Annotated in this window: 2 protein-coding genes; both read right to left on the bottom strand. The window is 55.0% G+C overall.

The genetic code is table 11. The annotated features are described in order from the left end of the window. Positions 1–110: 110 nt before the first annotated feature. Positions 111–12,116, bottom strand: a complete 12,006-nt coding sequence (locus tag L1285_RS15145; RefSeq protein WP_235413037.1) for a non-ribosomal peptide synthetase — start codon at positions 12,114–12,116, stop codon at positions 111–113. Then, positions 12,116–22,009: a non-ribosomal peptide synthetase gene (locus tag L1285_RS15140; protein ID WP_235413036.1), complete on the bottom strand. Its 9,894-nt coding sequence runs from the start codon at positions 22,007–22,009 to the stop codon at positions 12,116–12,118. The genes L1285_RS15145 and L1285_RS15140 overlap by 1 nt, the downstream gene beginning before the upstream one ends. Position 22,010 lies beyond the last annotated feature (1 nt).

The raw sequence follows: 22,010 nt of genomic DNA, 5'->3' as shown, positions 1-22,010 counted from the left end.
TTAAGGTATCAAGTAAAATTTACATCGCAATTTTGACATTAATTGTTTATTTTTTACGCACAACCAAAGCCAAATTAAAACAATTTAAAAACATATTGCTAAACAATAGACTACAAATCACAGTAGCTCTCTATTATTTCCACCACGGCACCCACCTGCTGGTGCTGCAAAATTGACAAGTGGTTGCCTGCGACTTCGTGGCAATGCACTTTGCCGTACAGCGCCTGCCAGCCCATATCGGGTGCCAGAGGTCGGCCTTCAAACTCATTGGTTTCGCGCGCTTTAATTACACAAAGCGGGCAGTTTAGCTCTGCGGGTAACTGCACATCGGCCATCAGCTGACCGCGAAACACCGCCTGCAACCGCTGAAGTTGCTCGGCGCTAAAGTGATAGCCCGACTGTGCCATGGCATCTGCCAGGCAAACGGTTTGTTCCTCAAGCGGTTTAGCACCGAGTTCGCTAAGCTGCGCCGCACTGAAACCCAGCGCAAAGAAGGTATTGAGGTTTTCAAGCATCAGCTGACTGGCCTGCATAGCGCTGATAGCCACCGAACTTTGCGTGGGTCTGGGCGTATCCAGTATGGTGACTGACGTCACCGAGATATTCAGAGAGCCGCTTTCAGAGCCTTCATTCGCACTTAAGCGCTGCGCCATTGCCAGCGCAATAAAACTGCCAAAGGAGTGGCCAACAAGATGAACCGGACCAGACTGCGCCTGCGCAAGTGCCGACAAATAGTGCTGCGCCGTAGCGTCAACTGAGCCGACTACATCGGGGTCGTGCGCCACCACATCCGGTTGCAGGCCGTACACCGGGACTCGCTTATCCAGCCCTTGCACCAGTGCCTGAAAGGCCATCAGCAGACCACCGGCTCCGGCTATCAGCACCACAGGTGTCACGCCCGGACTGCCAGCTTGCAGGCACAACAGGCTCTGAAGCGTCTCTGGTTGCTGCTGATTGGCTCGCTGGAAATCACTTAACGCCTGAGCCAGCGCACCAACGCGGCTATGCAGTAGCAATAAGGAAATAGGCACCTGTGCCTGAAGCGCATCGCACAATTCGCTGTGTAGTCGCATCAGTAACAAAGAATGGCCACCTAAGGCAAAAAAGTCATCGCTCAGACCCACCCGCGGGCAGTGCAGTAACTCGCCAAGATAGTCACACAAATGGCGCTCGAGGGGTGTGGATGGCGCAACATAGTCTTGCGGCTCAGCCAGAGTCAGGGTCTCTGCCTCTCGCTCGAGTGCTTTTCTGTCCAGTTTGCCGTTGTGGTTATGGGGCAGCGCGGCTCGCGGTACAATCCACTGCGGCACCATGTAGGCTGGCAGCAGCTCGGCCACAGCCGCTTTAAGCAGGGCCACATCTGGCTCATCAGCAGATTCAATAAAGGCTATCAGCTGCTCGTGTTTGACTATTACCGCACAGGCATCAACACCGCTTTGGGCTAGCAGTGCGCGTTCTATTTCGCCCAGCTCAATACGATAGCCCCGCACCTTTACCTGCTCGTCCAGTCGGCCTAAAAAGTGCAATTCGCCGTCCACCACTCTGACCTTATCGCCGGTTTTATAGCAGCGTGTTTGCGTATGGGGATTGAGCACAAAGGCCTTGTCTGTCTTTTCCTTATCGCCCAAATAACCCAGTGCCAAAGCAGGACCGCTGATATACAACTCACCGGCGAGGCCATCCGGCAACGCTCTAAACTCGCTGTCGAGCACATGTGCCGTTACCCCAGCCAGAGGCAATCCAATCGGTACAGACTCGCCCTGGAAGTTGGTCACATCCTGAAGCGTGGCTGAGATGGTGGTCTCGGTCGGGCCATAGGCGTTAATAACCCGAACAGACGCGCCATAATGTGCCTGCCAGGCCCGCAGTGCCGCGCTCTGCATTTGCTCGCCACCGACGGTGATGATGCGCATTGCATTACCCAAATCAACTGGATTGACCGCCAGTTGCTGCCAGTAAGCCGTTGGCAGGCTCATCAGGCTCAGCTGTGCATGACGCGCCAAGCCCGCCAGCGTCTGACTATTGAGCAATTGTTCCTGCTCGGCCATCACCAGGGTTGCGCCACTGAGTAAGGTACAAAATACTTCTTCGGCAAAAACATCAAAGCTACAGCTGGCAAATTGCAGGTAGTTGTCATTCGGTGTAATGGCATAATTGCTTTGCAAAGCAGCCACGTAATTGAGCACACTGCGGTGAGCCACTTGCACCCCCTTCGGCTCCCCGGTGGTGCCCGAGGTGTAAATCACATAACAAGGCGCGTCGCTGTGGCAGGTGCGCTGCACGCAAAGCGCGGGCTGAGCCGATATGTCTGCTTCACACTCAGTCAGGTCTACGACCGGGCAATCCGGTGTTGCGCCCTGCCAATCCTGCTCGGTTGTGAGCAACACCGCAGCGCTTGCATTGTTAAGCATATATTGCCGTCTTTGCTCGGGCAGTACGGGGACCAGCGGCAGGTAGCATGCCCCCAACTTTAGCGCCGCCAAAATGGCAATTATCAGCTGTGGTCCGGGCGCTAAACACACCGCCACCACGGACTGACCAGCCTGAATACTGTGTTGTGACAGCTGGTAATTCGCGAGCCTTGCTGCGGCGTCATCCAGCTCGGCATAAGTCAGGGTTACGGCGGGCTGCTCAATCCCGGATGGATAATAGCGAATAGCCGTACATTGCCCATAACTTGCCCTGATGTGCTCAAACGCCTGTTGTAAGGTGCTATGGTCGATGCTCTGTGCCTTTGCACCGGGTAGCCTGAACTGTGCCAACGGGGTAATTTGCTGTGGCTTTATCAGCGGCAACTCGGCCAAAGTCGCTTCTGGTTTAGCCATAAAGGCCGCCAGTAGTTTGGTGATTAAAGCCAAACTTTGCTGCGCCTGATCGCTCGTCAGCAGGGCTTCGCGATAGCTGAGAGTCAGCGACAGCTGACTTGCCACGCCGACCACAAAAGTGACTGGGTAATGGGTCTGATCCCGCTCCGAGCAGACGGTGACCTTGAATGGCCCGGAGTCTTGCGCCAGCGGATCGCTTGGGAAGTTTTCAAATACATACAGGGCATCGAACAGGTCGCCGCTGTTATCAATCTGGCTCCATTGCTGGACTTGTGACAGAGGCGTGTGGGCATATTGCGCCAGCGACGCCTGAAGCTCTCTGATCTGCAACAGGTAGTCGTTAACCGTCAGCTGCCCTGGGGTATTAATCAACACCGGCTGAGTATTAATGTAGAGGCCGACACGCTCGGCTACACGAGGCAGAGACTCCGGACGTCCGGATACGGTTTGACCAAACAACACATAGTCACTCTGACAACAGGTGCGTAGCCAGTAGGCCCAGGCACCCTGGATCACTTGGTTAAGCGTTAATCCCCGCTGCTTTGCAAAATCACTTAGCTGGGCGGTGAAATCCGCGCTCAGCGTTTCAGTTATCTCACTGACGCTGTGGTTTTGTTTGTCTCTGATAGCCAGGTGCTCAGTGAGCAGCGTGGGTGTGTCGACCTGTGCCAGTTGTTGGCGCCAGAACGCCTGCTCAGCGTGTTTGTCACGTTTATCAAGATACTCAACATAATCGCGAAAAGGGTCGGCAAGCGTTTGCACCATGCGCGTTAGTACCCGGGCCTGGTAGTGCTCAATCAGCTCGGCAAACAGCACCGGCAACGACCAGCCATCCATAATCATATGATGGTACGTCCAGATCAGCCCGTGGCAATGCTCGCCAAAGGGCACCAGTCGCAAGCGCATACAAGGCGCGCGCTGCAAGTCCAGGGGCTGCTGATATTCCTGCGCCGCTACCTCGGCCAAACGCGTTTTCACTTGTTCATCGAATGGCTGTTGCTCACCCATTTGCAAGGGCAAGTCACGCTTGTCATAAACCACCTGCACGGGCTGATGTACGGTGACAAAAAACGCCGTGCGCAAAATCGAGTGGCTGGCAATCAGCTGTGTCCAGGCGTAGGCGAATGCCTCGGTGTCCAATGCGCCATCCAGCAGCATCACAGATTGCTCCAGATAGGCTTTATTGTCAGTGCCTTGGGCGTGAAACCACATGCCCTGTTGCAATGGCGTCATCGGATAAATATCGGCCACGCCCTGCCCGGCTTTATGCATCAGCTGGGTTAACTGAGCATTGTCAAGCTGGGGCAGTGACGGGAAGTCACTGGGCGTTGGACAGTGTTCGGTTTGTGCTAAACAATGAGCAAGCACCTCTTCAATCGCCAGCTCAAAGTGCGCACTCAGCTGCTGTGCGTCTTGCTCGGTATAATATTCTGGTGCGCATTCCAGCGTCACAGACAGACGGCCCCCGGTCACCGCAGCGGTTATTTGCAAGGCCGCAAACACCGCATCGGCTTCGCTTCGCAGACTGCCCGTGGGTTCAGAGGCATCACCAAGCAACCCGCTGTGATCCAATACGGTGTCCAGCTGCCCGAGGTAGTTAAAGAAAGTTTGCGTGCGGGTGTCTATCGTCAGTGACGCCCGGACCTGTGATTCTGGGTGGGCATAACACAGCGCACCAAACTCGCTGCCATGGCGGGTTGTCCAGGCCAGTTGCTCTTTAACAGTGCAGATCAGATCAATCAGCGCCTGCTCAGATTGACCAACCGGGCTGCTCATATGCAGCGGGAATAACGCGGTGAGCCAGCCGATGGTACGACTTGCATCGAGCGCGCCTTTGAGCTGAGCGCGACCATGGCTTTCAAGCATAACTACCAGCTCTGGACGCTCGTAATAACGCAGCGCGGTCCACTGCCAGGCACTCAGCAACAGGGTTTGAATGGTACTCTTGTATGCCCGGTTTGCGTCATTTAACAGCTGCTGAGTCTGAGCCGGGCTAAGCTGAATTTTATTGCAGATGGCTGCATTGTGCTTGCTACCAGAGGCGCTGGCCCCCAGTGGCCCCTGGTTTTGTGCGGCTTTCGCGGCTTCCTGCCAGCTGGCAAGATACTGGCTTTCGCGCGCCTGCTCTTGCAGATAAAACGCAATGGCATCCAGAGAGGCACTGGCCGGTGGCAAGTGTACAGCCTGAGCGTTTTGCGCCTGAGCACAGGCCTGTTCAAGGTCAGCCAGCAAAATACGCCAGGAAACGCCATCAATTAATAAGTGATGGGCAACCAGCAGCAGCCGATTGCTTTGCTCGGTATCGGGCGTGGCAATATGACACACTTTTAACAAGGGCGAGCCATCGAAAGTAAAGCCTGCCTGCGCCCGCTCGCTGAATTCAGAGAGTGCCTCTCGCCAATCTATTCCTGAGGCACTGAGGTCGTGATACTGACACACCTGTATGCTGTCGAGCTGCTCGCCAATGTACAAGTGTGCATGGTTCCTGACCGTCAGCCGCAGCGCGTCGTGGCACGCCAGCACCCCCTGCATGGCATCACATAAATGACTAAACGAGAGCGATTTATCGACGCTCAGCATGACGGCCTGATTCCAGTGCTCGGGCACTGCAAATGCCTGAGCGAAAAACCACTGCGCAATGGGATGAGGGGTTAATTTACCAACAAAATGCTGCTGCTCGCACTCGCCCTGCTGTGCACGCGCTTCGTCGCTAACAAAATTCGCCGCCAATGCCGCCGCCGTGCTGTGCGCAAAAATATCGGCCACTGACAGGCTAATGCCCGCGGCTCTGGCCCGGCTGGCAAGCTGAATGACCAAAATAGAATCGCCACCACTGGCAAAAAAGTCATCCTGAGCCTGCATGTCTGGTTTGTTCAGTAAGGTTTGCATCAGCGCTAAAACCGGGTTGTGCCCGGCGTTTGTGGCACTCGGCGTATCTGGCTGGGTCACCTGCTCATCGCCTGTCTGCTCTGCCAGCTGCACCAGCGCGCGACTATCCAGCTTGCCGTGGGCCGTTAAAGGCAGTGCGTCCAGGATCACAAATGCGCTCGGCACCATATACTCAGGCAGTCGTGAGCGCAGCTGGCCGCGCAGATGTTCGGCCAGTTCGCTCTGGGACGACATTGACTGCGGTACCACAAACGCCGTTAGTTGTTTATTACCTGGCTGCGTTTGCGTTATCAGCACCACGCATTCGGCCACGGCTGTAAGCTCGCGTAGCTGGTGCTCGATTTCAGCCAGCTCAATACGATAACCGCGTAATTTGACCTGCGCGTCGTTTCGGCCCACATAAGCAATGCGGCCGCTGTTGAGTCGGCGCACCAAATCGCCACTGCGATACACGCGCACGCGCTCGCCGTTGTCCAGCGTGAGCTCAGTGAATTGCGTATCACTCAGCTGCGGTTGATTGAGATACCCCAAAGCCAGCCCCGGACCGGCAATACAGAGCTCGCCAACCATGCCATCGGGCACACTGCGACCTTGCTCGTCAATGATATAAACCGCGCAGTTATCTACCGGCAGGCCAATATCCGGCAACGCTTCGCAGGGCTGAGCAACCTCGCCCGAGGTTGCGACCACAGAGGCCTCAGTCGGGCCATAGTTATTGATCAGTTTAAAGTGATGCTGAGTGCGCACGGGGTTGAGCCGGTCGCCGCCTACCAGTAAGTATTCCAGCTGAGTGGGGGCAAAGTCGGCGTCTGCCAGCATCACTTCGGCGATCGGCGTGGCCAAAAAGCAATGGCTGACCGCTTCACGGCTCAGCAATGCCGATAGTCGCTGCGGGTCATTCAGCTCATTGCTGCTGACAAAAACCAGCGAGGCATTGGCACTGAGATAAGGCCAGATCTCCCAGGTCGCGGCATCAAAGGCAATGTTGGCCGTCTGACTGCCAACACTGTGCGCGTTCAGCGCAAAGGCACGCTGGTGCCAGTGACATAAATTGCTAAGCCCGCGATGCGGGATCATCACGCCCTTGGGCAGCCCTGTGGTGCCCGAGGTATAAATTACGTAAGCCAGCTGGTTTGCGTCGATTGCGGGTAAGCGCTGCTGCGCATAAACCGCACATTGCCCGGGCAGCTCCGGGCTGTCCAGCCACACCTGTTTGCAGGCCAGGTAAGCGTCAAACTGCACGGCAAAGCGCGTCTGCGTCAGCAGCCACTCACTGGCGCTGTCGCTGATAATATGCTGAATACGTGCCTCTGGATAGTCGGGTGACATGGGCACATAGGCCCCACCGGCTTTAAGCGTTGCCAGCATGGCCACCACTAAGTCTATGCCGGCATCGCAACTAACCAGCACCCTTTGCTGTGGCTGAAGTCCCTGCCCAACCAGATACTGCGCCAGCGTGCAGGCGCGCTGCTCCAGCTCGCCATAAGTGAGTGTACTGCTCGATTCAGGCGCTTTGATTGCCACTTTGTCGGGTGTCTGGCTTGCATGTCGGGCAAGTTGTTCAACCAGCGTGGTGTCTGGTACCTGATGCGATTGTCCGCTAATGGCCTGATAGCGCGCCTGTGTTAACGGGACTTGTGCAATGTCCAGCTCGGGGCTGCGGATAACTGCGCCCAGCATCACGCCAAACGCCTCGCTCATGCGGGCAATGCTGGCGGCATCAAACAAGGCGGTGTTGTAGCACCAACTGAAGCGCAGTCCGTCGTCGGTTTGCACTGCACTGAGCTCAATGTCGAATTTGGCCGTCACAGACACCGCCTGCTCAGCCTGTACTGCTATATCAGCCAGCTGTAATTGGGTGTCCAGCTGCGGATTAAGTGCAAAACTTAACTGGAACACGCCCTGATGACTGAGGTCGCGCGCCACATTAAGTGCATCCAGGATCTGCTCAAACGGCATCGCCTGATGCGCCTGAATATCCATCATCAACGCTTTTTGCTGCGCCAATAGCTCGCTGAACCTCATCTCTGGCGTAAAGCGCGTGCGGATAGGTAAAGTGTTAATGAAAAACCCAACCAACGGCTGCAACTGGCTGTGCTCACGACCAGAGAATGGTGCACCGATCACCACATCAGCGCTGCGACTATATTTACCAACAAACAAAGCAAATGCGGTTTGCAACCAGGTAAACAGCGTGATGTCGTTATCACGGCACTGCGCCTGGATCTGCTCGAACTCTTCTGTATTAAGGTGTGCAAGATGCACAGCACCGTGATTGGCGGATGTGCGCGTCCTGGCCCTGTCCAGCGGCAACTGGTGCAATGGCGGGGCATCTGCCAGATTGGCGAGCCAGAAGTCTCGGTGTAACTGCAAGGCCGCGTCATCCAGGTTAGTACGTTGCCACTGTGCATACTCAGCGTATTGCACAGGCAAAGGCTGAGACAGCCACTCGGGTAACGGCTGGCCTTTGGCAAAATGCTGATAAAACGCCGCCAATTCAGCGGTTAAAATCGCTAAAGAGTGGGCATCAGCAGCGATATGATGCACATTCACCCGCAATTTGTGTATATCGTCGGCGCATGCCATCAAAGTCAGTCGCAGCATCCCCCCCTGGCTTAAATCAAATGCCAACATGGCATCGTCGCGCTGTGCGCTGAGCCAGCGTTGCTGCTGCGCGCGCGCCGTCAGTGAACGAGCATCAATATAAGTCAGCGGCACAGTAAATTCGCCACTGGGCACTTGCAGTGGCTGCAGCGTCTCACCTTGTATTATCTTGCTGCGCAGCACCTGGTGGCGGCTAAGGATCGCCTCCCATGCCTGCTTAAATGCAGCCAGATCCAGTGGCCCATTGAGCGTAAAAGTACCGGGCATATGATACTGCGCCGAATCTGGCGTCATTTGCTCGACCGTCCACAGCCGCGCCTGTGCGAACGACAAGGGCAAAGGCGCGGAAGTATCAGCTCGTGGAATGTCCGCAGTCAAAGCCACTTCGGCGTCGCCCTGCTCTATCACTTTGGCCAGCTCAGCCACAGCGGGGTTTTGAAACACATCTTTTAACGTGACGGGCAGACCATGCACTTCCCTGAGCTGGCTAACCAGCTGGGTGGCCAACAGTGAATGTCCTCCGAGTCGGAAGAAGTGGTCGTCCAGGCCGACCTGCTCAACACCCAGCAAGACAGAAAAACACCCGGCAACGGCCCGTTCAGTTTGTGTGCCTGGCGGCCGATAGGCTGCCTCCTGGCGCAATACATCCAGCGCCAGCAGGGCTTTTTTATCAATTTTGCCATTGCTGGTCAGGGGTAACGCATCCACCACCACCACATTGGATGGCAGCATAAATTCGGGCAGTGTGCTGCGCAGATACCCTTGCACCTGAGTGAGCGGTTCGTCCAGTGCGGCGCCACTGCTTGGGACCACAAAGGCGCTGATCCGCGCGCCCTGCTGATCATTACGATTAAGTAACACACTGACGGCCTGGAGCTGAGGATGCTGGCGCAGCTGGTTTTCAATTTCACCCAGCTCAATGCGATAACCACGTACTTTAACTTGATCGTCGGCGCGACTGATGTAGGTCAGCTCACCATCGGGCAGAAACCGCACCAGATCGCCGGTTTTATAAAGCTTTTTGTCGCCAGATGGAGAAAACGGATCGGCAATAAAGCGCTCAGCATTAAGCGCTTCTCTTTGCCAGTAACCCCGGCATACGCCCTCGCCACCCACATACAATTCACCCACCGCGCCCATGGGCAGTAATTGTTGGTGCTTATCCAACACATAGCACGAGGTGGTTGGAATGGCATGGCCGATGTTGCTTACGCCCAGCGCCAGATCGGCTTGTGTAAGACGTTTAAAGGTTACATGCACAGTGGTTTCGGTAATGCCGTACATGTTGATCAGCTGGCAATTATCAAAACGACTGGCCCAGGGTTTAAGCTTGCCCGGCTGTAAGGCCTCACCGCCAAAAATCACATAACGCACCCGGCATCGGGCCTGTTCGGCCTCTGGCAAAGCGCACAGGGCTGATTGCAACACATAAAAAGCGCCCGGTGTCTGGTTAAGTACCGTGACCTTTTCGCTCAGCAAGCAGCGGGCAAAGGCCTGCGTATCCTGGCTCACCGCTTTGCTGATCACCACCAGTTTGCCGCCAAACAGCAAAGCGCCGTACATTTCCCAGACCGAAAAATCAAAACAAAATGAATGGAACAGGGTCCACACATCGTGCTCATTAAAACCAAATAAAGCAGGCTCAACGTGCAGCAGACGCACCACATGGCGGTGCTCTATCTGCACACCTTTGGGGCGACCTGTGGTGCCCGAAGTGTAGATCATATAGGCCAGATGCTGTGGCTGAATATCCAGCGCCAGATCATCGCCAATCGCAATGTGCCTATAAATGGCCTCATCGTCTATGTTGATTATCTGCTCCGCGCAGCTTGCAAAACGTGCCTGGGTGTCGTTGTCGACTATCAGCCAGCGGCTGTCAACATCGCCAATAATGTATTCTATCCGCTCTTTGGGATAATCCGGGTCTATGGGCACATAGGCAGCGCCGGCTTTTAAAATCGCCAGTAAGGTCACCACCATATTTACCGAGCGGGTAACACTGACCGGCAGCATGGCTTGGGGTGTGATGCCGCTTGCGATCAGTACTCTGGCCAGCCGGTTGGCGCGGTTATTTAGTGCTTCGTAACTCAGGCGCTCGTGCTCATCGACCACCGCTATCCGCTGGCCAAATTTTTTCACTTGTGCCTCAAACAGACTAACCAGCGTCTGGCTGGTGTCCCAGTGTGTGTCTGCATACTGGGCATGTGCCAAAATTGCCTCGGTTTGCGACTCGCTGAGCAACCCAACTTGCCCAATCGAGTTTTGCGGCGCAGCAACCAGTTGCTCAAGCATTACGGCAAAACTCTCAGCCCAGTGGGCGATGGTCTCGCTGCGATACAGGTCGCTGTCGTACTTCCAGTTCAGTGTCAGTGCGTTTGTTTCATCGTCCAGGATGGCGCTCAGTTCCAGGTCGCATTTAATGTCAATGTCATCACTGGCCTGGGCTTGCTCCAGGGTGCTCAGGCCGGGTAAATTAAGCGCCTGCGCCGAGGTATTTTGCTCCAGCGTAAACAGGATCTGCACCAGCGGGTGGTGGCTCATGTCACGCTCACACTGTAGCGCTTCGACCACTTTATCGAATGGCACCTCACGATGCTCAAACGCCGCCAGGATCTGCTCCTTTTGCTGCGCCAGCCAGGCATTAAAGCGCATCGACTCATCAATATTGGCGGGGATCACCAGAGTATTGACGAACAGGCCAATCAGCGGCGTCAGTTCAGGATGATCGCGCCCAAGCACCGGCGTACCAACCATCACCTGTTCGTTTTGCGTGACTCGGCCGATAAACAACATAAAGCTGCTCAGTAACCACATAAACGGCGTGACTGATTGCTGTGCGCTGTGCGCCTGAATGTGCCCTGTCAGCGCCGCGCTTAACGTCTGACGATAAACCCGGCCGCACTGGGTTTGCACCGCCGGGCGAACAAAGTCACCAGGCAGCGACTGAATAGGATCCAAACCTTGCAATGCTTGCTGCCAGAACATTAGTTTGTCTGCCAGATACTCAGCCGTTAGGGTGTTTTGCTGCCAGCTGGCATAATCGCCATACTGCACGCGCAGTGGTGCCAGTTGCGGGGCGTTCTGCTGCCCTAACTCTGCGCTGTAAAGTGCCTCAAGCTCCCGCACCAGTACTTGCATCGAGGCACCATCGGACACGATATGATGCATGTTAAACGCCAGATAGTGGGTCTGCTGATCTGAAATCACCAGCGCCCGCAGCAGCGCATCGTGGCTTAAGTCAAACGGCCGGGCCAGAAACTCGCTCAGCTGGTCGCGAATTGCCTGCGTCCTGTCGGCCTTGGGCCAGCGACTTGCATCTCGCCACTCAAATGGAGTGTCGAGCGTGTCGGCCACCTGTACAACTACGCCCTGTCCGCTTTCACTGCTGGCGATAAAGTGACTGCGAAGAGATTCATGACGGGCAATCAGCGCGGCGATACTGGCTTTGAGCGCGGCAATATTCAGCGCCCCGGTGAGCACAAATTCAGCGGGCATATAATACTGGCTGCTGCCTTGCAGCTGCTCGATAAACCACAGTCCCTGCTGGGCATAACTGGCAGGCAAAGGCCCTGAGCGGTCAACGGGTGAAATCGCCGAGTGCGACGATTCAGCCGCGCCGCGCTGCTGTTGAAAATACGCGATGATATCGGCTTTATTCGCCACGATACGCTGTTTAAGATCAGCCGGAAAATCCCCTTTTTGCTTAAACGCCAGCGCCCCGTTTTTTTCATACAAGGTAATGCCCGCACGCAATGCATCCGCGATTAACTGCTCAATTGCTATCAACTGTTCCGTCATTACAAAAACATCTCTTCTGAAGTGTCGTTTTCGTTATCATCCTGAGCCTGCTCCGCCATGGCCTGATGGATCTCAATCCACTGCGCCAAGGCCGCCACCGTAGGCCGCTCAAACAGGGTTCTGACCGACATGCCGACCCCGAATTGTGCCTCAATCAGGCCAATGCATTGCGTTGCCAGCAAAGAATGGCCGCCCAGGCTAAAGAAGTTGTCTGTCACACTGACTGATGTGCGCGCTAATACCGATGCGAGGATCTCGGCAAGGGCAGCTTCTGTGTCGTTGCGCGGTGCAACCTGTTCAGCCGGCGAGTCGCAATGCGCCCCTAAAGCATGCAGCGCTTTTACATCCACTTTGCCGTTGGCAGTCAGTGGCAATGCAGCGACCAGCACATAGCGATAAGGCACCATGTAGGCCGGTAAAGACTCGCTCAGTCGTGTCGACAAGGCGCCAGACAATTGGGCATCAGCCAGCACAGGCTGTTCACTCTGTTCATCCGGACTCACGACCAGATAGGCTTCCAGGTTATCGGCCGTTTCATTAAGCATCACCACAGCCTGTTCAATGCGGGAGTCTTGCTGCAACTGCTCAGCAATTTCTTGTGGTTCAATGCGATAGCCCCGCAGCTTCAGCTGGCTATCAAGGCGATGACAAAACTGCAATACACCAGGTGTGCCATCGTCGTTCACCGACCAGCGCACCAGATCGCCACTGCGATAAAAACGCAGCTCACTTTGCTGCGCCCCGACAGGCAGCCAAACAAACTTTTCAGCGCTGAGGTCGCTGCGATTCAGGTAGCCCTGCGCCAGGTTATCGCCACCGATATACAGCTCGCCCGTCACACCCACAGGCACCGGCTGCATTTGTTCATCCAGCACCAGTAAATGGGTATTGGCGATGGGATGACCAATGGGCACCTGCACCAGAGACTGGGCATGAAGCCGTGCAATTTCCGACTTATCACAGTGATAAGTGCTGGTGCCTACTGTGGCTTCGGTCGGGCCGTATTCATTGACCCAGATAACATTTGGTAATCGGGCGCTCAGCTCCACCAGCAGTGCAACCGGCAGCGCTTCACCGCCCACAATCACCTTGTGCGGCGCTGCAAAACTACGCTCATCCGACAGGCCGCATTGTTTCAGTACCGCAACCACGCCCTGTAAATGGGCCGGAGTGACTTTAAACAGACCGGCAACCTCACCACACAAGCGACTGGCAAGCTGCTTTAACATGCGCTCGTCATCGGCCAGCATGTCGATGCACACGCCTTGCAACAATGCAGGCCAGATGGCGGTTACCGTAGCATCAAACGCCAGCGGTGTGCTCACGGCACTAAAGCTAAGGTTTTCATCGATATACTCATGGCAGGCATGATCAAGATAAAGCGCCAGATTACCCTGGGTGATCGCCACGCCTTTGGGCTGGCCAGTAGTGCCCGAGGTATAGATCACATAGGCCAGGTCTGAATGCTCGCTGCTGGCAAAATGGTCGCGTACCTGCTTAGGCTGCCAATTCTCTGGCTTATCCATCACCAGCACCGACAGCGGTGGCTGCTGTACGGCATCAATGACGGGTTTTAATTGCGCCATTAACGGGCTGCTGGTCAGCAACCAGCTTGCGCCACTGTCGCGGATCATAAACTGGCATCGGGATGCGGGCAGCGCCGGATCAATGGGCACATAGGCGGCACGTACCTTAAAGGCCGCCAGCATGGCCACCAGTTGGTCGCACCCTGCGCTCAGGCACAGGGCAATGCGCGCGCCCGGTTTTACGCCCTGCTCCAGCAGGTAACTGGCCAACGTACAGGCCTTATGCTCGAGCGCCTGATAGCTGAGCATACAGGCATCGGCGTCGCGCACCGCAAGCCCGGTTGCATCGTGCTTTGCCCGCGCACTGACCCGCGTGTGAATGCACTGCGAGTTGACTGTTTTATCTGCGCCCTTAATATTCACCAGCTGCTGTTGGCGAGACTGGGTGAGCACAGGTAAGCGGTGCACTGTATGCTCCGGAGATTTCAAAATGGCGCTGATCAGCACCTCAAAGGATTCGGCCAATGCCGCGATGGTGGCGGGTTTAAACAGGGCTGAGCTAAAGTTCCACTCCAACTCAATGCCATCGCCGTTTTCGATGGCATTGACCTCCAGGTCAAACTTCATCATGGGCTGATCTGGCGCTTCGACTTCAATATGCAATTGCGGCAGAACCAGGTCCGTCGTTTCGTTGTTTTGTAGTGCAAACAAAATCTGGAAAACAGGCTGGTGTGCGAGATTTCGCTCAGGTTTCAGAGCCTCAACCAGTTGCTCAAAGGGCAGTGCCTGATGCTTAAACGCATCCAGGATCACCTGTTTTTGCTGTTCCAGTAACTGATTAAAGCTTTGCTCTGGCTCGGTGCGCGTGCGTATCACCAGGGTGTTGACAAAGAAGCCGATTAAATTGGCCACTTCGTTGTGCTCACGCCCCGCAACCGGCGAGCCAATCACCACATCGTCACTCTGGCTGTAACGCTGGATCAGCAGTGAAAACACGGTATGCAGCCACATAAACAAGGTGACGCCTTGTGCCTTACAGTGCTCATGAACAGCCCGCGTGAGGGCAGCACTGAGCCGTTGGGTATGGCGTAAACCGCTGAGCTGGGCCATGGCCGGGCGAGGATAATCGAGCGGCAACTGATGAAGCGGCGGATGGCCATCCAGTGCTTTTAACCAGTGCTGTAAGTCTGCCTGACCGCCATCTTTAGCCCAGGTATTACGCTGCCAGTAAGCAAAGTCGCCATATTGCACAGCTAAGGGCTGGGTGAGCTCCACTGGCAGCTGATAGTCGTCTTCTTTGGCAAAATGACGATAGAAGGCGATGAACTCCCGCACCAGAATCGCCATCGACCAGCCGTCGCTGGCAATGTGATGCATATTAAAATGCACCCGATAGTCGTCTTTGCCAAACTCAACCAGCAACACCCGCAGCAGCAGATCCTGGCTGAGATCAAAGCGGTCGGTTGCGTTGGTATGCGCTGCCTGCTGCCAGCGCTGCTGACGGGCACGTTCACGCATTTTGGTTAGGTCGAGCTGAGTCAGCGGTAAATTGAACTGACTGCTGACCTGCTGGACAGGCTCAGCTGAGTCCGCGACTTTTACGATCCTCGAACGTAACACCTCATGGCGGGTTATCAGGGCATTGAGCGCTTCGCTAAACGCGGCTTTGTCGAGCGTGCCGCTGAACTTGAATCCGGCAGGCATATGATACTGCGTGCTGGACGCCTGAAGCTGCTCAATCAGCCACAATCTTTGCTGTGCAAATGACAAAGGCAATGGCTGCTGGCGCGACACAGGCACAATCGTTTGTGCTGCAGCGATTGGGTCGCACTGCTCCAGCACTTCAGCCAGCGCCGCAATGGTTGGCGTTTTGAATAGCTGAGGGAGCGTTATCTCCAGGTGTTTTTGCTGGCGAATTTGGCTGACAAGCTTAATGGCCAGCAGTGAATGGCCGCCGAGGTCAAAAAAGCTGTCGTCCAGATCAAAATGCTCCGTCAGCAAAACATCGCTGTAAAGCTGATACAAATAAGACTGCATGGGCGTGAGGGCCGCCAGGTCGATGCTTTTATTGACTCTGGCCTCTCGCTGCTGCGCCAGCGCTTTAAGTGCTTTGCTGTCCACTTTGCCATTGGCCGTGAGCACAATGGCCTCAACACGATTAAACTGCCCGGGGATCATGTACGGCGGCAGATATTGCGCCAAGTGATTACGTAAATGACTGTCTAGCGGGACTTTGCCGTTAAGGTAGACAATATGCGCCTGCAGCAATTGCTGCGTTTCATCGACCGTCACCGCGCAGTCGCGTATGCCATCGAGCTCGCGCAGATAATGACAAATCGCATTCAAGTCGATGCGATAGCCGCGCAGCTTAATTTGTTCGTCGCTGCGGCCACAATACCTCAGATAAGCCAGCCTGCCCTGCTCATCGCTGTGCCACTTTACCAGGTCGCCACTGCGATAAAAGCGCATCGGCGGTTGTCCGGCAAAGCTCAGGGTAACAAACTTCTCCTCATTCAGCGCATCCTGGTTAACGTAACCCGGACTCACTACAGCTCCACCAATCAGCAGCTCCCCGGGCGTGTTGGCTGGTACGGGCTGGTCACATTCATCGACCACCACCATAGCAACGCCCGCATTGGGCAGGCCGATTGGCACATCCGGATGACGCAACGTGGTGTAAGGATTCAGATCCGGGGTCAGCGCAAACACGCTACAACCCACCGTTGCTTCCGTTGGGCCATATTCATTTATCCAGGTGCAGGCTGGCAGCTTTTCGCGCAGCGCAAGCAGTAAATCGGCATCCAGCGCCTCACCGCCAATCACCAGCGTGTGAGGGGCGCTGTTGCTGCCCAGCTCATCCATCAGTGCCTGAACGGCCCGCAAATGTGCCGGTGTGAGCTTAAACAGCCGTGGCCGGATGGCATTAAACAACAGCTCAGTGATGGCCGCCAGCTGATGCGGCCCTTGAGTCACAATTTCAACCTCACCGCCGCACAACAGCGGCGGCACCAGTGCGGTGATAGTGGCATCAAATGCCAAAGGCGTGCTCACCACCGCAAGCGGTAAGGTTGTATCGGCATCCAGATAGGTATCCATGGCATGAGATAAATACACATTCAGGTTGCCATGGGTGATCATCACCCCCTTTGGCCGTCCGGTAGAGCCCGAGGTGTAAATGATGTAGCACAAGCGCTGTGCATCCGTGAGCGTTGATTCTCCTAACTCTTCGACGCCAGGCGCAGACACCGGATAACCGGAAAAGTTAGACTCAACGTCAAATAAATCATCCAGAAACAGAAAGTCGGTGGCACTTTCGATTAGTTTTTCGGTGTCATCGCTGAGTGCCAGTATCATCACAATATCAGCATCTTCAACGATGTAAGACAGGGATTTTTCCGGTGTGTCGTAGTGTAAAGGCACATAAACATGGCGGGATTTAAGAATAGCCAGCACGGCAATAACCATGGCGGGGCCGGAGGGCAATAGCAGCGCCAGGCGGCTTTGTTCTTCAAACCCCATCTCAAGCAGGCAGTGCGCCAACTGAATCGCTCTTTGTTCTACTTCAAGGTAAGTATAGGATTCGCCGTTACACCGCAGCGCAATACTATGTGGCTGAAGCTCGGCAATGGCGCTGAAATGGTGGTGCCAGCCAATATCGCTGCCTGGCTCGTGGTTTTGTGGTGCACTGAATGCAAGTAGCTGCGCCAGCTGGTTTGCATCAACCAGACTATGGGCACTGATCTGCTGTTGCGGCGCATCCAAACAAGCGCCCAGTAACTGAGTATACTGGCGGGCAAACGACTCAATGCTGTGCTCCTGCCACAAGGCGCTGTCGTAGAGCCATTCAACGGCAATGGTATCGCCACAGTCAATCACAGACACTTCCAGGTCCAGCTTAGCGCTGCGCACGCCGGTATCATTCACCGTGATATCCAGCCCATCCAGTTGCAGCGCTTCATTGACCTGGTTGTTAACCCGGAACACTACCTGAGTAAGCGGATGAATGCCTAAACTTCGCTCGCTGTTGAGTGCCTCGACCAAAGCATCAAAGGGAATATGCTGATGATTAAGCGCACTGTGCAGGGTATCGCAACTCTGTGTCAGTGCATCGCTAAAACTCATATCGGGCTTGATGTGATGGCGCAGCACCAGTGTATTGATAAAATTACCAATCACGGCTTCGAGCTCGCTGAACTCACGACCGGCAACCGGTGTGCCCAAAGCAATATCGGATTGACCAGACAGACGATTCATCCACAACGCAAAAGCACACTCCAGCACGGCAAACAGGGTTTGTCCGCTGCTGGCAACAAAGCCGCGTAAGGCCTGGCCTAGCTTTGCTGGCAATTCGTAGCAGTACAAAGCACCGCCGCTGATCACCTTGTTCTCTCTGGGGTTATCCTGAGGCAGCTCATGCACTTTGGGCAAATCCGCTAACTGCTTTTGCCAATACGCTAAGCTGGTTTGCCACTGAGGCAAAGTGGCCAGATTGCGCTGCCAGTGCACATAATCTATATAACTGTGTGTCAGGCTGCCCGCCTTATGCGGCATGCCTGCACAGGCACTGCGATAGGCGGCTTCTAACGCACGACACAACACCCCAATTGACCAGCCATCCGAGACAATATGGTGCATAGTGACGACCAGCACAGACAGTTGCGCATCGAGTTGCAACAACTGAGCCCGCAGCAACAAGTCCTGACTCAGGTCGAACCCGGTATGATAATCCTCGGCCAGTAATTGACGCAGCGTATCGGCCTGCTGTTCATCATCGAGCTTACTTAAATCGCGTTGTTTGAGCACAAAGTTCAGCGTGTCATTAAAGGACTGAACGGCCTCGCCCTGGGCGCTTTGAGCATAATTAAAGCGCAAAATGCTGTGCTGTTGAACCACCTGCTCAAAGGCCTGTGACAGCGCCGCAATATTGAGCGCGCCTTTAATGGTAAAGGCGCCCTGCAGGTTGTATTGCTTACTGTGGCCCTGCATCTGATCCACAAACCAGATCCGCTGCTGGGCAAAAGACAAGGGGTGCTCACCTGCCTGTTCAACCTTCACCAAAGTGTTACCGAGATGAATATCCTGCGCCAGTAAACAGCGCTCCAGCTTGGCAACCGTGGGGTTGGCAAAAATGGTTTGCAGCGACAGCACCCGCTCAAACCTGGCGCGAATATGATTAGCTAGTCGCATGGCCAGTAAAGAGTGGCCGCCGATTGAAAAGAAGTCGTCATCAGCAGAGATTTGCGCCACACCGGTTAATTCACTGAACAAGGCGGCTAACTGCTGCTGTAGTTGTGTTTCAGGTGGCGTGTACTGACGCTCGTCACACACAGGCAGTGCAGCCAGTTGTTTACGGTCGACCTTACCATTACCCAGCACAGGCAGTTGCGCCAATGCCTTGAAATGGCTGGGGATCATAGCCTGCGGCAAAAGTGCGCCGAGTGCATCACGCAAACAGGCCGCGGTGACCTGCTCGCGAGCTGCAACATAATAAGCCGCTAAGGCGTCAATACCCGCCTGTTTACGTGCAATCACAGCAGCAGCTTTTACCCCTGGCAGAGCCGCCAGCTTAGCTTCGATTTCACTGATATCGACACGATAGCCACGGATCTTGGGTTGATTATCCAGCCTGCCTAAGTATTGCAGCTCACCCAGGTTAGTTAACCGCACCCGATCGCCGGAGCGGTAAAACCGTGCAGACTGCCCATTTGGGGTCTGACATTGCACAAAATAGCGCTCGCTCAGCTGGGGCGCACGCACATAACCGCTGGCCAGTGACGCACCACCAATGTAAAGCTCGCCTGGCATACCTAGCGGAACTGGCTGCCCCTGCGCGTTTAGCACTAAAACGCTGACATGGTCCAGCGGTTTGCCAATGGGGTAATGCTCAATGCGCGGATCCGGGCGCTTAGCAATCGTATGCGTGGTCACCCCGATACAGGTTTCGCTGGGACCATAATGGTTGACTATGTGCGCTGTGGGATAGTGCTCCTGTAACTCAGTGACTAAGTTTACATCCAGCGCCTCGCCGCCTAAGACCCACTGCTCAATTGCCGGCTGATTTTCACCCTGCGCTGCGATTTGTGGCAATAATTCGCGGGCAAATGACGGCGTTATCTTCAGCAGGTTCACCCGCTGCTCAGTAAGCATGTCGACCAGTTGTTGCGGTTCTGGCAGCGCACGCGTCCCGGGCATGACCACAGTACCGCCCTGCGCGAGAACAGGATAAATGCCAGTCAGGCACAGATCGGTCGCAAGCCCGGTCACAATACCGGCGCGTGTGTGGCCCGAAAATTCGATACGATGGGTAACAGACTCGCAGTAGCTGGCCAGTGCGCCATGACTGACTGCTACCCCTTTTGGCTTGCCTGTCGACCCGGACGTGAAGATCACGTATGCCAGATCGTCGGCGCTTAGCTCTTTTGCCGCATCCAGCGCTTTAGCAGCCGTGTTACGCTGTAGCAGCTGCTGATACTCCCACACCACTAGTTCGCGTTCATTGAGTGCAGCCTGTGCCTGTATTGTCATTGCCTGGGCATCACAGACCACCAGGGTACGGCAACCAGCCTGCTCCATGATTTCTATGATCCGCTGTACCGGCGTATCTTGCTCTATGGGCAGATAAGTAGCTCCGGCACGCATCACGCCAAGTAAAGCAACCAGGCTTTGTACGTTGCGACTGACCAGCACGGCAACTAAAGCGTCGCCCGGGGCAATATCATTGAGCGCAGTGGAAAGGTTGGCGGTTTGCGTGGCTAACTCTGCATAACTCACAGACTGAGTCGGGTCATTAGCGGCAACAATTGCGGGGTGGGTGGGTTTAGACTGGCAGTGCGCCAGAATTTGAGGTAACAGCAAAGGGGCTTTGCTCACATCCGGCGTGGTGCCAAGCAGCTGCTGCGCGGCATCGACCGAAGGCAGTCTAACCTCTTCAAGCGACTGAGTCGGGTTATCACTGAGCGCACTCAGCAAGGCCTGAAAATCATCGCCAAACTGGGCAATCAGCTGCGGTGCAAACAGATCTACGTTGTATTCAATTTCTGCAACCATGCCCGTCTGATGCGTACTCAGGTTTAACGTCAGGTCGAACTTGGCACTGTGGTTATTGAGTGTGAACAGTTGCGCTTCCAGCTCCCCTGCGCGCAAGGGTTCAGGCGGCACAGCGTCATAATTAAACAGCACAGTAAATAGCCGGGATGTACCGGCCAGCTTTGCCAGTGCGTCCTGCGATACGCTTTGATTGTCGAGCGCTTGCCTTATCTGAGCCTGAGTGCAGTTGGTCAATTCGCTAAACCGCATATCGCCATTGAGCTGCAGGCGCAGCGGTAAAGTATGGATAAAACAGCCGATCATTGACTCGAATTCGCTGTGCTCGCGGCCCAGCACAGGCACGCCCACCGTAATATCCTGCTGCTGGCTGTAGCGATGAAGTAGCACATAAAAAACACTCAGCAGCGCAGAAAATGGTGTCACCCCCAGCTGCTGGCAACTGTGTTCAAAACGCTGACATGGTGCCTCTTCCAGTTTAAATGAATGGCTTGCCCCACGAAACGAGGCCTCGGTCTGTCTGGTATAACTGGTCGGCAATGAAAACGTCGAAAAGTCGGCGAGTTGCTGTTGCCAGTAAGCATGCTGTTGCTGGTAACGCTCGGACTGAACAAAGCGCTTTTCCCAGTGTACATAATCCAGATATTGCAGCGGCGCAGCCTGTTTTGGTGCTTGTGTCTGTAACACATCCAGCAATTCGTTGACGAGTAACCGCACCGACCAGCCATCTGCCACCAGATGATGCAGCATCAGATAGACCCACTGCCCTTCACTTTCGTCAGGCTCGCAGATCAAAGCGCCGCGGATCGGTAGCGTTTTTTGCAGGTCAAACCCTTGGCGCAACAGCGGCTGTAACTCGGCCTCAATCCGCGCCTGGGTGAGCGGCGCTGGCACAGATAGCTGCGCTAAGGTTAAAGACAGCTCGGTATTAACGCGCTGACATCCGCCCTGCTCTGTGGCAAAAAACTGGCTGCGCAAAATATCATGGCGGACAAGCAGGGTATTCAATGCATCTTCAAGCTGCGCCTTGCCAACCGGCTGCGACAGCCTGAGCAACCCGGCCATAGTGTAGGCCACCTCACCCCCATGGTACTGGTCGATAAGCCAGATCCCTTGCTGGGACGCAGACAACGCGCCCTGCTTTTGATGGTGCGCCTGCATATATGCAATCAACGCCGGCTTATTGGCTTTAATTTTATTGAGCTGCGCTGCAGGCACAGTGGCAAGGTGAGTGCGCAGTTTCAGGCGACCCTCTTGCAAATAAACATAAATCCCCTGACCATCCAGTTCGGCCAATAATGCTTCAATTGCTGAATTTTCCATA

Source organism: Pseudoalteromonas sp. DL2-H2.2, assembly GCF_021532535.1.
Classification (GTDB): Bacteria; Pseudomonadota; Gammaproteobacteria; order Enterobacterales; family Alteromonadaceae; genus Pseudoalteromonas; species Pseudoalteromonas rubra_A.
The sequence above is the reverse complement of the archived record's forward strand: the minus strand, read 5'-3'. Positions and strand labels throughout refer to the sequence as shown.

What these genes read in the sequence shown, in the direction of transcription:
- L1285_RS15145 (WP_235413037.1), bottom strand. Translation starts at nt 12,116, where the DNA reads ATGACGGAACAGTTGATAGCAATTGAGCAGTTAATCGCGGATGCATTG.
- L1285_RS15140 (WP_235413036.1), bottom strand. Translation starts at nt 22,009, where the DNA reads ATGGAAAATTCAGCAATTGAAGCATTATTGGCCGAACTGGATGGTCAG.